This is a genomic window from Microbacterium sp. 18062, assembly GCF_902706225.1.
Classification (GTDB): Bacteria; Actinomycetota; Actinomycetes; order Actinomycetales; family Microbacteriaceae; genus Microbacterium.
In genome coordinates, this window is the sequence record NZ_CACSKB010000027.1 from 40,193 (window position 1) to 53,108 (window position 12,916).

At 71.2% G+C, this 12,916-nt stretch carries 10 protein-coding genes and 2 riboswitches; of the genes, 6 read left to right on the forward strand and 4 right to left on the reverse strand.

Features of this window, described 5'->3' with window-relative positions:
* Positions 1–78: 78 nt before the first annotated feature.
* A complete protein-coding gene (locus tag GVL03_RS11410; RefSeq protein WP_159501120.1) occupies positions 79–1,260 on the forward strand; it encodes a MarP family serine protease in 1,182 nt (393 codons plus the stop codon).
* 7 nt (positions 1,261–1,267) lie between these two features.
* On the opposite strand, the gene GVL03_RS11415 is transcribed toward GVL03_RS11410, so the two are convergent.
* From GVL03_RS11415 to GVL03_RS11430, 4 genes are all read right to left on the reverse strand, one after another.
* Positions 1,268–1,903 (reverse strand): TetR/AcrR family transcriptional regulator, encoded by a 636-nt coding sequence (locus GVL03_RS11415; protein ID WP_159501121.1) that lies wholly within the window; start codon positions 1,901–1,903, stop codon positions 1,268–1,270.
* 78 nt (positions 1,904–1,981) lie between these two features.
* On the reverse strand, positions 1,982–3,445 hold the full coding sequence (locus tag GVL03_RS11420) for an amidohydrolase (protein WP_159501122.1): 1,464 nt from the start codon (positions 3,443–3,445) through the stop codon (positions 1,982–1,984).
* 31 nt (positions 3,446–3,476) lie between these two features.
* The gene (locus GVL03_RS11425; RefSeq protein ID WP_159501123.1) at positions 3,477–4,223 is read right to left on the reverse strand and encodes a hypothetical protein; all 747 of its coding nucleotides are present in this window, start codon (positions 4,221–4,223) and stop codon (positions 3,477–3,479) included.
* A gap of 33 nt (positions 4,224–4,256) precedes the next feature.
* A complete protein-coding gene (locus GVL03_RS11430; RefSeq protein WP_159501124.1) occupies positions 4,257–5,018 on the reverse strand; it encodes a DUF5058 family protein in 762 nt (253 codons plus the stop codon).
* 54 nt (positions 5,019–5,072) lie between these two features.
* Positions 5,073–5,166, reverse strand: a riboswitch (glycine riboswitch).
* A gap of 296 nt (positions 5,167–5,462) precedes the next feature.
* Positions 5,463–5,552, forward strand: a riboswitch (glycine riboswitch).
* Between the two features lie 135 nt (positions 5,553–5,687).
* Between GVL03_RS11430 and glyA the strand changes: the two genes are divergently transcribed.
* Genes glyA through gcvP form a run of 5 tightly spaced genes read left to right on the forward strand, consistent with a single transcriptional unit; the run spans position 5,688 to position 12,915 of the window.
* Complete coding sequence (gene glyA, locus GVL03_RS11435; RefSeq protein ID WP_159501125.1) at positions 5,688–7,007, forward strand: serine hydroxymethyltransferase; 1,320 nt, start codon at positions 5,688–5,690, stop codon at positions 7,005–7,007.
* A complete protein-coding gene (locus tag GVL03_RS11440; RefSeq protein ID WP_159501126.1) occupies positions 7,004–8,374 on the forward strand; it encodes an L-serine ammonia-lyase in 1,371 nt (456 codons plus the stop codon). The genes glyA and GVL03_RS11440 overlap by 4 nt, the downstream gene beginning before the upstream one ends.
* A gap of 40 nt (positions 8,375–8,414) precedes the next feature.
* Positions 8,415–9,650 (forward strand): glycine cleavage system aminomethyltransferase GcvT, encoded by a 1,236-nt coding sequence (gcvT, locus tag GVL03_RS11445; protein ID WP_159501127.1) that lies wholly within the window; start codon positions 8,415–8,417, stop codon positions 9,648–9,650.
* Positions 9,647–10,030, forward strand: a complete 384-nt coding sequence (gene gcvH, locus GVL03_RS11450) for a glycine cleavage system protein GcvH (protein WP_159501128.1) — start codon at positions 9,647–9,649, stop codon at positions 10,028–10,030. Before gcvT ends, gcvH begins: the two co-directional genes overlap by 4 nt.
* Before the next feature lie 53 nt (positions 10,031–10,083).
* Positions 10,084–12,915, forward strand: a complete 2,832-nt coding sequence (gene gcvP / locus GVL03_RS11455; RefSeq protein ID WP_235038131.1) for an aminomethyl-transferring glycine dehydrogenase — start codon at positions 10,084–10,086, stop codon at positions 12,913–12,915.
* The last annotated feature ends 1 nt before the right edge of the window (position 12,916 follow it).

Genomic DNA, 12,916 nt, shown 5'->3' on the forward strand with positions numbered 1-12,916 from the left:
CATCCTGACTCGAAGTGCAACCGCGCTCCCCGCCGATCCCCCAGGTACGACCTCTAGCCTGAGCACCAGGAGGATGAGATGGTCTCGATCGCGCTCGACGTGGTGCTCGTGCTGGCGCTCGTGTTCGCCCTGGTCCAGGGCATCCGCCGCGGGCTCCTCGCCAGCCTCGGCGCTCTCGCCGGGCTCGCGCTCGGCGGTGTCGCTGCGTGGTGGCTCGTGCCCGTCGTCGGCGGACTCGTGCCGGCCGCCCAGTGGCGCGGATGGGTCATTCTGGGCACGGTCGCCGTGCTCCTGTTCGGCGGTGCGATCGTCGGCGGCGCGGTCGGACGGGCCCTCCGGCGCGGGGCCGACCGCATCCGGCTGAAGTGGCTCGACCGCACGCTCGGCGGGGCGGTCAACCTCGTGGTCGTGGCCCTGGCGCTGTCGCTGGTCGGGCAGTCGGTCGCGGCGACCGGCATCCCCGCCGTGTCGTCGGCCGTCGGGTCGTCGACGGTGCTGCGCACGATCGACGGGCTGACCCCGCGCCCGGTCGACGAGGCGCTCGCGCAGGTGCGCTCCGTCGTGATCGATGACGGGCTGCCACGGCTGGGCGCACTCTTCGACACGCTGCCGGCGGGGCCCCAGGCGGCCCCGGTCGACCTCGACGACCCGGCGCTGAGCGCGGCCGCCCAGTCCGTCGCGCGCATCGCGGGGACCGCCTACTCCTGCGGCAGGAGCCTGACCGGCACCGGGTTCGTCGTGGCGCCGGACCGCGTCGTGACGAACGCGCACGTGGTCGCCGGCGTCCAGGCTCCGGTCGTGGAGCTGCCGGGACGCACCGCGCGCGAAGGCCGGGTCGTCTACTTCGACGCGGCCGCCGATCTCGCCGTGATCGCCGTCGACGATCTGGGGGGCTCGGCGCTCGGGATCGCCGAGAACCTCGCCCTGGGCGCGGCCGGGGTCGTGCAGGGCTACCCGTACGGCGGGCCGTTCACCATGGGCTCCGCCACGGTCCGGTCGGTGGGCGTCGTCTCGGTCCCCGACATCTACGGCGCGAGCTCCCACCCGCGCGAGACCTATGCGCTCGACGCCGCGGTGCGGCCGGGGAACTCCGGCGGCCCGGTCCTCGACTCGGCCGGCCAGGTCGTGGGGGTCGTGTTCGCGCGCGCCGACGACGGATCCGACCTCGGCTACGCGATGACCACGACGCCGCTGAGACCGGTCGTGGACGCCGCGCCGAGCCTGTCGGACGCCGTCTCGACCGGGGCGTGCGTCGGCTGAGACCTCGTCAGCCGACGCCGTCCAGCGGCCCGGAGAAATCGATGGGGAAGGCGAGGATGAGCTCGTGCGCCAGCGCTTCGGGCGTGAGCTCGATGTTCTCGCGCAGCCACCAGGAGATCACGCTGACGGTGCCGGCGGCCGCATACCGGGCGGTCACCTCCGGATCGCCGAGGACCGGGGCGCGGGCGAGCAGCGACCGCAGCGCCGACCGGGCGAAGGCCTCCTCGAAGGCGCGCAGGAAGTCCGCATCGTGGGCGAGGAGTTCACCGTACTCGTCGCGCCGGCGATCGATGAAGCGCACCATCTCGAGGGTCGCGTGCTCGTTGACCTCACGTTTGGAGCCGCCTTCGCGCACCGCATCGCGGGCGAACGCGATGACCGTCTCGATGAACTCGCCCAGCGCGGTGACCGCGAGATCGCCGGTGCCCGTGAAGTGCGCGTAGAAAGAAGAGCGCGTGACGCCCGCGCGCGCGGCCACGCTGGTGACCGTGATGCGCCTGCCGTCGTTCTCATCGAGCAGAGCACGGTAGGCGTCCACCAGCCTGCGTCGGGTGCGCATCACGCGAGGGTCGCCGTTGTCCACCATCCGCGACCGCAGCTCATCTTGTTTGAGCTCCCCGCCCGCGCGTCCGAGTGCACTCACCCGACCACTCTACAAAGCGCCGTTCACCTCCGGGCCGCGTGGTGCGCGAACGCGGCCCGGAGCGGCGTCACAGCCGGGTCACGCCGGGTGGTAGCCCTCTCGCAAGGGCGGGGGCACTGTCCCGTCCGGGATCGGGCAGTCGTACGGCGTCACCGCTGTCGTGTCGGCGAACTCCGCCTTCGCCGCATCGAGGAGGGCGGGGTCGGTCACGAGGTCGAGGGCGGTCGCTGCCATCGCCGCGGCGGCGTGGACCATGCCCTTGTGCGCAGCCGGGCTCTTGCCCTGCGCCACGAACTGCCATGAGTGCGGCGGGGTTCCCAGGATGTGCGTCCCGCCCATGATCTGCACGGTCGGCACCACCCAGCTCACATCGCCGACATCCGTCGATCCCGTCATCCGGTGGCGCTGCGCCGGATCGGTCAGCGGCGCAACACCGGTGAAGAGCGGGTCGGCGCCGGGAGCGAGGTCGAGCTGTGCGAAGCGGGCCTCGGCCGCTCCGACGGGCAGCCCAGCCCTCAGGGCGCGGCCGTACTCCTGATCGTCGTCGTCATAGGGAACGCCGCCGAGCTCGATGACGTTGGCGTGCAGCCTCTTCTCGAGCGCGCGGTTCGGCAGCAGCTCGGCGCAGGCGCCGTCGAACTCGACCTCGAACACCGTGTCGGTCATCAACGCGGCGCCTTCGGCGATCCTCTTGACCCGCTCGTAGAGCGCGCGCATCCGGGCGACCGTGGGGGAGCGGACGACGTAGTAGAGCTCTGCTGTCGACTGCACGACGTTCGCCGATGTCCCGCCGGCATCCGTGAACGCATAGTGGATGCGCTCGTGGTCGTCCATGTGCTCACGTAGGAAGTTGACACCGATGTTCATAAGCTCAGCGGCGTCGAGCGCACTGCGCCCGTGCTGCGGCGCGGCTCCGGCGTGCGACGCGGTTCCTCGGAACCGGAAGTACGCCTGCGTGTACGCGAGGCTGTGGATCTGACTGGTCGACATGGCGTCGGCCGGGTGCCAGGTGACGGCCGCGTCGACGTCGTCGAACGCGCCCGCGGCGACCATGAAGGTCTTGCCCGCCGCGGCCTCCTCGGCCGGGCAGCCGTAATAGCGCACCGTGCCGGTCAGGCCGCCGGCGTCCAGCCGCCGCGCGACGGCGGCTGCTGCCAGCAGCGAGCCGGCGCCGAGCAGATTGTGACCGCAGCCGTGGCCCGCGTCGCCCGCATTGCCGGGGTCGGGCTCGCGCGTCGTGGAGCCGGAGGCCTGGCTGAGCGATGCGAGCGCGTCGTATTCGCCGAGGATGGCGATCACCGGCCCGCCTTCGCCCCACTCCGCGCTGAACGCCGTGGGGATGCCGCCGATGGACCGGCTGATGCGCGCGCCGAGCTCCTCGGCGATCTCGATCTGCTTCTCCACCGAGCGGTGTTCCTCCCACCTCAGCTCGGGGTGGTCCCAGATGTCGTCGCTGAGCCGGGTGAATCGCGGACCGAGCTCGGCCACCAGAGGTGCGATCCGTGCGACCGAGTCTGCCGGTGCGGTCGGTGCAGTGTTCATCGTCCTGTCCTTTTCTCTCTCGATGTGCGCATCAGGAGACATCACGTAGCGCCTCGTCGTGGTCGGCGGCGGCGGTCTTCTTCCTGCCCGGCGGCAGGAAGAGGGCCAGAATCACCGTCCCGGCCACCGCTATCGCGATGGCGAAGGACGACACCGCGGGGAAGAGCGGCGTGAGCACGAACACGACGACGATCCCGATCGCCGCGGCGATGGCGATGATGCGCGGCTGGGGGTTGCCGGCGAGCATCTGCACGATCACGGCGCCCATGATGGCCGGCAGGACGAAGGTCTGGACGATGGCGGTGACCTCCGCCGGGATGAGCGAGACGATCATGGTGCCCAGGACTCCTACGAACAGGAGCAGCGAGACGAGGTGCGTGAACGCGGCACCGCAGATGGCGAGCACAGCGGCGAGCTGGCCCCGCTTCGTTCCGGATTTCGCGCCGATAGCGGACTGGGCGACGATCGCCGCGGGAAGAAGCTTGTTGGAGATGTTGCCGATCATGAACGCCTGGTACATGCTGGCCGGCCCCAGGATGGGGAAGTACGACACTGGCTCGATCACCCAGACGACCCCGAAAGCGAGTGCGATCGCGAGCACTCCGCCCAGGACGGCCGACGGCTCGACGTCCAGCTGCACGGCGAGGATGGCCGGCCCGCCGATCACGAACACCATGCTGGCGAGCATGGTGATGCGTCCCCAGCGGGACGTCGTCCTGTCGAACGTCTCCCAGGCCTGGATCGATTCCGTGGTGACGGTCGTGTTGTCCTCTGACATCTGCGTGGGTCCTTTCTCGACGTGGGTCGGGGTTCAGGCGATGCCTGCGCCGGAGACGATGCCGCCGACCACGAGACCGACGACGAGAGAGATGCCCAGGCCCCACTCGCGCAACCAGTTCTGACCGGCCTTCTTGGCGATCCACAGGCACAGCAGCATCACGAGCGCGCTGCTGGCGAGCACGAGGGCCGCGGCGAGGCCGCGGACGATCTGCTGCATGCCGAAGGTCGTGAAGGCGCCGAGCAGCGCAGCGGCGGGGATGAGAGCCATCGCGCCAGCCGTCTTCGCCTTCTGGCTGCCCTCCAGCGCGCGGGTGCCGCGCTTCATGAGCGGGGTGAGCACGAGGGTCACGACCATCCACCCGCAGCCGGCGATGCCCATCGCGAGGAACGCGGTCGCGAACACGGCCTGCGTGTATCCGTCGCCGCCCAATGTGGCGCCGAGGGTGCGTGCGACCATGTCCGCCGCCGCGAGCTCGTAGGGTGCGGATCCGATCAGTCCGATGCGCACGAGGGCGCCGGGCGTGCCGAGCACGCTGATCAGCGTGATCGCGATCAGCGCGACGGCGAGGGAGGGGGCGATCGAGGCGACCGCTCCCGCGCGGAGCGCCGCGCTGACCTCCTTCTTCGGCATGTCGACCGCGGGTGCGACCCTGCCGACGGCGCGCAAGTAGATGATGCTCTGGACGGCGATGACGGCGAAGACGCCGACCGCCGCGATCCAGAGGTACGGCTGATTGGCGGCCGGGAGGATGTTCGTCGAGCCGGGATCGACGGACAGGGTGACGGTGCGCATTCTCGACTCCTAGAAGAGGGTGGACGTGGCGCGCAGGGGCATGCCACGGGACTGCGGACCCGCTCTGTCCTTGAGCCTGAGAGTTTCGCCGTCGAGGCGCTTCCCCTTCGGCGGGCCTGTACTCAGACCGCTCTCCAGAGTTCCCCAGTCGCGGGTCCTTTGTGCCTGAGAGATTGCGGGTGCTTGCCCCTTCGGCGTCCGCTCGGGCGGAGCTCTCCCCTGCGACTGTCGAGGGCATCGGACCCTCCGGAAGCGGCCGATGTGTGGTGCGAGAGTGTTCGATTGTGCTGGAAACGATTATGGACAGTGTCCGATTTCTGTCGCATGCCGGGATCGTTTCGGCTGCGTTACGTCTCTCGGGAGGCGCGACTCGACTCCGCGCGCTCGCTTGACACCCTCCGGCGAACCTGAATAGGCTCGCCGCGAAACTGAACACCAGACCGCGTATCTGTCTCGGGAGAACGCCGCTCGTGCGGCTGCCGTCGGAGCAACTCCTCCCCGGAATCTCTCAGGCCCATGTACCGAGACGATCAGGTCACTCTGGAAAGTGGCGCCTCGAGCGCCCGCCGACGGGGCAAGCACGGGCGACCGTGTGAAAACTCTCAGGCTCATGACAGAGGGGGAGGAACTCGCATTATTCGCAGCCGCTGCTGAAGAGGAGTTCCGCCCTTGTCCGAGTCAACCCGAATCCCGGCCGATCAGCTCACCGAGTCCCTCGCCGTCGTCGACCCCGCCGTCGCGGCCGCCATCGACCGAGAGCTCAGCCGTCAGCGCGGCAGCCTCGAGATGATCGCCTCGGAGAACCATGCGTCGATCGCGGTCATGCAGGCCCAGGGCTCCGTGCTGACGAACAAATACGCCGAGGGATACCCGGGCCGCCGGTACTACGGTGGCTGCCAGTTCGTCGACGAGGTCGAGACGCTGGCGATCGAGCGCGCCCGGTCGCTGTTCGGCGCAGCGTTCGCCAATGTGCAGCCGCACTCGGGCGCGCAGGCGAACGCTGCCGTCATGCATGCCCTGCTCCAGCCAGGCGACACGATCCTCGGCCTCGACCTCGCGCACGGAGGGCATCTCACCCACGGGATGCGGCTCAACTTCAGCGGCCGGCTCTACCGTGCGGTGCCCTATCATCTGTGTGCGGATGACGGGCGCATAGACCTCGACGAGGTGCGTGCCCTGGCGCAGGAGCACCGTCCACGCCTGATCGTGGCGGGCTGGTCCGCGCACTCCCGCATCATCGACGCGGCGGCCTTCCGTGCCATCGCCGACGATGTCGGTGCGTTCCTGCTGGTCGACATGTCTCACTTTGCCGGCCTGGTCGCCGCGGGCCTGCACCCCTCACCGGTTCCGTCGGCGCACGTCGTGACCACGACGACCCACAAGACTCTCGGCGGCCCCCGCGGCGGCCTCATCCTCACCGATGACCCGGCCCTCGCCAAGAAGATCGACTCGGCCGTCTTCCCTGGGCAACAGGGCGGACCGCTCGAGCACGTCATCGCCGCAAAGGCGGTGGCTCTCGGGGCCGCCGCCGGCGATGAGTTCCGTGAACGGCAGCGCCGCACCGTCGCCGGTGCCCGGACCATCGCGGAGCGGCTCATGGCCCCGGACTGCGCATCTGCGGGGATCTCGATCGTCAGCGGCGGCACCGACGTGCACCTCGTTCTCGTGGACCTCCGGGACTGTGCGCTCGACGGGAGGCAGGCCGAGGACCGGCTCGAGAGCATCGGCATCACGGTCAACCGCAATGCCGTGCCCGATGACCCGCGTCCGCCGATGGTGACCAGCGGCCTCAGGATCGGCACACCGGCGCTGGCCACCCGCGGGTTCGGCGACGAGGGCTTCCGCGAGGTCGCCGACGTCATCGCCGCGGCTCTCATCGCCGACGGTGACGGCGGCCTGGATCGTCTGCGCGATCGCGTCGCCCGCCTCGCGAGCGCGCATCCGCTCTACCCGGCGCTGACGGCGCTCGCGCCGCAGGAGGCAGCATGAGCGTCGGTGTGTTCGACCTGTTCACCGTCGGCATCGGGCCGTCGAGCTCGCACACGGTTGGCCCGATGCGCGCCGCGGCGGACTTCGTGAGCCGGATCGACCCGATCGCGGTCGCGCGGATCGAGGTCGACCTCTATGGTTCGCTGGCGGCCACGGGCCACGGTCACGGCACCCTCACCGCCGTACTGCTCGGTCTGGAGGGGCTGCGGCCCGAGACGGCACTGCCCGAGCAGGTCGACCACCGTCGCGGGGCCATCGCGCGTGGGGACGCGTTGAGCCTGGGCGGAGCACGTCGGATCGCGTTCGCCGAGTCGGACATCCGTCTCTCCCCGTTCACCGAGCTGCCTCGGCACAGCAACGGCATGCGTCTCAAAGCGTGGAGCGACGACGGCTCGCTCGTGGACGAGGCCGTGTACTACTCCACGGGCGGCGGCTTCATCACGCGGGAGGGCGAGGCGCCCGAGACGACGCCCGACCACGAGGCCGCGGTGCCGTTCCCGTTCGAGACCGCGGACGAGCTGCTCGCCCACTGCGAGCGGGCGGGCGTGGGCATCTCCGAGGTCATGTCGCGCAACGAGCAGGCCCGCCGCCCGTGGCCCGATGTCCGAGCGGCGATCCTGCATCTGCGCGACGTGATGGACGCATGTGTGCGGACGAGCATTGCGCGCGAGGGTGTCCTGCCCGGTGGGCTCGAGGTACGCCGCCGCGCTCCGGCGTGGCACGCGCGTCTGGTCGAGCAGGATCCGGACGGCACCGACCCCGGGCTCTGGCAGGAGTGGGTCAACCTCGTCGCGCTCGCGGTGAACGAGGAGAACGCCACGGGAGGACGAGTCGTGACCGCGCCGACCAACGGAGCAGCGGGAATCATCCCGGCTGTGCTGCACTACGCGACGCACCACGCCGTTCCCGTCATCGGCGCGACTCGCGATGACGTCACCGTGCGCTTCCTGTTGACCGCCGCCGCCGTGGGCGCGTTGTTCAAAGCGCGCGCGTCGATCTCGGGCGCCGAGGTCGGATGCCAGGGCGAGGTGGGCTCGGCCTCCTCGATGGCGGCCGCGGGGCTCGCCGAGGTGCTCGGCGGTTCGCCGCGGCAAGTCGAGAACGCCGCGGAGATCGCGATGGAGCACAACCTCGGGCTCACGTGCGATCCGATCGGCGGGCTGGTGCAGATCCCGTGCATCGAACGGAACGCCCTCGCGGCGACGCAGGCGGTCAACGCCGCCCGCATGGCGCTCTGGGGCGACGGGAGCCACCACGTCTCGCTCGACCAGGTGATCGCGACGATGCGCGAGACCGGCCGGGACATGAGCAGCAAATACAAGGAGACCGCGCTCGGCGGCCTCGCGGTCAACGTCGTCGAATGCTGATGCGCATGCCGCACGCAGACCCGAACGAGAGGACGAGGACATGATCGACGCCCAGCAGACGGACCCGCCGCCCAGTGGCGCCCCGCCCCGCTACACCGTGCTGCGCGAGCACCACGAGGCGCTCGGCGCCTCGTTCACCGACTTCGGTGGATGGATGATGCCCGTGCGGTACTCGTCCGACCTCGCCGAGCATCGCGCCGTGCGCGAGGCGGCGGGCCTGTTCGACATCTCGCACATGGCCGAGTTCGTCGTCGAGGGGTCGGATGCGGCGGCGTTCCTCGACCACGCGCTCGCCGGCCGTCTCTCCACGATGCGCGACGGCCGGGCGAAGTACTCGCTGCTGCTCGACGAGACGGGCGGCATCGTCGACGACGTGATCGTCTACCGGCTCGGCGACTCCCGGCTCCTCGTGATCGCCAACGCCGGCAACCACGACGCGGTGGCCGCGGCGCTCACGGATCGCGTCGCGAGCTTCGTCCCGCATCGGGAGCCCCCAGCAGACGGCTCGTTCGCATTCGTCGCCGGCCCCCACGTGCGTGTCGAGGACGCCTCCGACGGGAGCGCGCTGATCGCCCTGCAGGGGCCGCTCGCCGAGCGGATCCTCGCCGCCACGCCCGGGTTCGAGACGGTCGCCCCGTCCGTGAGGCGCGACGACGACCCGCAGCGGTGGTCCCTCGACGAGCTCGGATACTACAGCGCACGGACCGCCCGGTTCGAGGGCCTCCCCGTCCTCGTCGCCCGTACCGGCTACACCGGGGAGGACGGCTTCGAGCTGCTCGTCGCGGCCGCGGCCGCGGGAGCGCTCTGGGACGCTCTGCTGGCGGCCGGGGAGCCGGAGGGCCTCGTGCCCGCAGGGCTCGCCGCCCGCGACACCCTGCGTCTCGAGGCGGGGATGCCCCTCTACGGCCACGAGCTCTCGCGGGACGTCGCGCCCGCGCAGGCGGGTCTCGGCCGCGCGGTGGCATCCGACAAGGACGACTTCGTCGGCAAGGAGGGCCTTCTCGTGCGCGCGTCCGCGGAGGCCCCCGTGCTCGTGGGCCTCGTCAGCGCCGGCAAGCGTGCGGGCCGCGCCGGCTACCCGGTGCTCGACGTGGACGGCACAGCCGTCGGCGAGATCACCAGCGGCGCGCTGAGCCCGACGCTCGGCCATCCCATCGCCATGGCCTTCGTGGCACCCGCCGCGAGCGCCGTCGGCACGGAACTGCTCATCGACGTCCGCGGCGCCCTCATCCCCGCCACCGTGACCGACCTGCCTTTCTACCGGAGGAAGAAATGACCGATCTGAACGCCCTCTCCTACACCGCCGAGCACGAGTGGGTGCTCGTCGCAGACGGCATCGCGACCTTCGGCATCACCGACTACGCCGCCGACAAGCTCGGCGACGTCGTCTTCGTCGACCTGCCCGCGGTCGACGCCGACCTCACCGCCGGCCAGGTGTGCGGCGAGATCGAGTCCACGAAGTCGGTGGGCGAGCTCTACGCGCCGGTCTCCGGCCGCGTGATCGAGGCCAACGGTGGGGTGGACGCCGACCCCTCGCTCGTGAACGCCGACCCGTTCGGGGCCGGCTGGCTCGTCCGGGTGGAGCTCGGCGACGTCGTCCTCGACGGACTCCTCGACCGCGCCGCGTATCTCGAGCTGACCGGGGGAGAGGCGTGACGGCGGCCTTCGCCGAACGGCACGTCGGCACCGACGCGGCCGCCCGGGCCACGATGCTCGATGCCCTCGGGTACGCCTCGGTCGACGCGCTCGTCGAGGCGGCTGTGCCCGCATCCATCCACGTCGTGCCGCGGACGACGAGCGACATCCCGGATGCGGCCACCGAGGCCGAGGCCCTGCAGGAGCTGCGGGACCTCGCGGCGCAGAACGGCGCCGCGACCCCGATGATCGGCCTCGGCTACTACGGCACCCACACGCCGTCGGTGATCGCCCGCAACGTGTTCGAGAACCCCTCCTGGTACACGGCCTACACGCCGTACCAGCCGGAGATCTCACAGGGCCGGCTCGAGGCGCTCATCAACTTCCAGACGATGGTCACCGACCTCACCGGCCTCGCCACGGCGAACGCGTCGATGCTCGACGAGTCCACGGCGGTGGTCGAGGGGATGCTGCTCGCCCGCCGCGCCTCGAAGTCCCGCTCCGCGGTGTTCCTGGTCGACAGCGACGCCCTGCCGCAGACCAAGGCGCTGCTGCGCCATCGCGCCGCCGCGGTCGGGATCGACCTGCGCGAGGTCGCGCTCGCCGACGCCGGCGTTCCGGCGGACACCGACGTGTTCGGCGTCTTCGTGCAGTACCCCGCGGCATCCGGCCGGGTCTGGGACCCCTCCGCCGTGATCGGCGAGGTGCAGGCGCGGGGAGGGCTGACGGTCGTCGCCGCGGACCTGCTCGCGCTCACCCTGCTGCGCTCGCCGGGCTCGCTCGGAGCCGACATCGCGGTGGGAACGACCCAGCGGTTCGGCGTGCCGATCGGCTTCGGCGGCCCGCACGCGGGATACATGGCGGTGCGCGCCGGTCTCGAGCGGCAGCTTCCCGGGCGGCTCGTCGGCGTCTCGCAGGACGCCGCCGGGCACCCCGCCTACCGGCTGGCGCTGCAGACCCGCGAGCAGCACATCCGCCGGGAGAAGGCGACCTCGAACATCTGCACCGCCCAGGTGCTGCTCGCGGTCATGGCGTCGATGTATGCCGTCTACCACGGGGCCGAGGGGCTCCGCGCGATCGCCGAGGACGTCGCCCGCAAGACCGAGGCGCTCGCGGCGCGGCTGCGCGAGCACGGGATCACCGTGCGGCACGACGCCTTCTTCGACACGCTGCGCGTCGTCGTGCCCGGCACCGCGGAGCGCGTGATCGCCTGCGCCCGGTCGCGCGGCCACCAGCTGTTCCGGGCCGACGAGGCTACCGTCGGGCTCTCGGTCGACGAGACGACGACCGCCGCGGACCTCGCCGCCGTCGCCTGGGCCTTCGGCGTGCCAGAGGCCTCTGCATCCGCGTCGTCCTTCGATGGAGCGTCGCTCGGGGAGGCGCGGCCGCTCGCCGGGGTGACGCCGGGGCTGCGGCGGGAGGACGAGTACCTGACGCATCCGGTGTTCTCCGCACACCGCTCGGAGACGGCGATGATGCGCTATCTGAAGACGCTCGCCGACCGGGACTACGCGCTCGACCGGGGGATGATCCCGCTCGGGTCGTGCACCATGAAGCTCAACGCGGCGACCGAGATGGCGGCCGTGTCGTGGCCGGAGTTCTCGCGGGTGCACCCCTTCGCGCCCGAGGCCGACGTCCGCGGGTACCTCGCCATGATCGAGCAGCTCGAGTCGTGGTTGGCCGAGGTCACGGGCTACGACGCGGTCTCGCTGCAGCCGAACGCCGGCTCGCAGGGCGAGCTCGCCGGGCTCCTCGCCATCCGCGGGTACCACCATGCGAACGGAGACCTCGAGCGCACCGTGTGCCTCATCCCGTCGTCCGCGCACGGCACGAACGCCGCCTCGGCGGTGCTCGCCGGCATGTCGGTGGTCGTCGTCGCCTGCGACGAGGCCGGGAACGTCGACCTCGACGACCTCCGCGCCAAGATCCAGACGCACGCGGCGACGCTCGCGGCGCTCATGATCACCTACCCGTCGACCCATGGCGTGTACGAGCACGACGTGCTCGAGATCACGCAGGCCGTGCACGACGCCGGCGGGCAGGTGTACGTCGACGGAGCCAACCTCAACGCGCTGCTCGGCTTCGCCCGGTTCGGCGATCTCGGCGGCGATGTGTCGCACCTGAACCTGCACAAGACGTTCGCGATCCCGCACGGCGGCGGGGGCCCGGGGGTGGGGCCCGTCGCGGCGAAGGCGCACCTCGCCCCGTTCCTGCCGTCGCATCCGCTCGCCCAGCGCGCGGACCACGCAGGCGGGTTGGTGTTCGAGGGCGGGCCGATCTCGGCCGCGCCCTACGGCTCCGCGTCGATCCTGCCGATCTCGTGGGCGTACGTGCGGATGATGGGCGCCTCCGGCCTGCGGTCCGCCACCGGTGCGGCGGTGCTCGCGGCGAACTACATCGCGGTGCGGCTGCGCGAGCACTTCCCGGTGCTCTACGCGGGCGAGGCCGGGCTCGTCGCGCACGAGTGCATCCTGGACCTGCGCCCCCTCCGCGAGCAGACCGGGGTCACGGTCGACGACGTGGCCAAGCGCCTCATCGACTACGGCTTCCACGCGCCGACGATGTCGTTCCCGGTGGCGGGCACGCTCATGGTCGAGCCCACCGAGTCGGAGGACCTCGCCGAGATCGAGCGGTTCATCGAGGCGATGATCCAGATAAAGGCCGAGGCGCTCGCCGTGGCCGCGGGGCGCTGGCCCGCCGACGACAACCCGCTCGTGCACGCGCCGCACACCGCGCAGGCGGTCGTGCAGGGAGAATGGCCGCATCCGTACACCCGCGAGGAGGCCGTGTATCCGGTGCCCGCGCTCGTGCGGAACAAGTACTGGCCCCCGGTGCGCCGGATCGACAACGCCTACGGCGACCGCAACCTCGTGTGCGCCTGCCCCCCGCCCGAGGCCTTCGTCTGAC